Source organism: Rhizobium sp. AQ_MP (assembly GCF_014237835.1).
Lineage (GTDB): Bacteria > Pseudomonadota > Alphaproteobacteria > Rhizobiales > Rhizobiaceae > Allorhizobium.
In genome coordinates this window covers 1-629 of the sequence record NZ_JACJVI010000063.1, presented here as the reverse complement: position 1 = coordinate 629, position 629 = coordinate 1, and the positions used below count along the sequence as shown (strand labels likewise).

Genomic DNA, 629 nt, shown 5'->3' with positions numbered 1-629 from the left:
TTGAAACCCATGGTCCAAAGAGACATGACCTTGGTTTCGGGGTTGGCATAGAGCTCGGCGAGTTGCTCCAGAAAGCCCGGATCGGACCCAGTCAGCTCGGCGACTTTTTCCAGGGTGTAGTCTGCGACAAAGGCTTTGAAACTGTCGAAGTCGATCGGCTCCATCTTGGTCGGGTCGCCGGCATTTTTTGCCTTCATTTCAAGCGGATCGTCGGCGCGGAGACCATAGCCGATATCGTCCACGCCCTTCATGAAGGTCGTGTGCGCGCGGACAAAGTCTTCGTTCACCCGACCGGTCGAGATGATGTGATTGGCGATATAGTTCATGATCGCCAGATCCGTGCTCGGCTTGAAGATGATCGGGACGTCGGCCAGATCCATGCTGCGGTGCGTGAAAGTCGAGAGCACCGCGACTTTCACATGCTCGTGGCCCAGGCGCCGGTCTGCAAGGCGTGTCCAGAGGATCGGGTGCATCTCCGCCATGTTGGAGCCCCAGAGCACGAAGGCATCGGCGTGCTCGAAATCGTCGTAGCAGCCCATAGGTTCATCCATGCCGAAGGTCCGCATGAAGGCATACGCGGCGGATGCCATGCAATGGCGGGCATTGGGGTCGAGGTTGTTTGAACGGAA

Annotated in this window: 1 protein-coding gene; it reads right to left on the bottom strand. The window is 57.9% G+C overall.

The window, feature by feature from the left end; translation table 11 throughout:
- The coding region (locus H6M51_RS24215; RefSeq protein ID WP_185812312.1) for a molybdopterin-dependent oxidoreductase at positions 1 to 629 on the bottom strand (629 nt) is incomplete at both ends.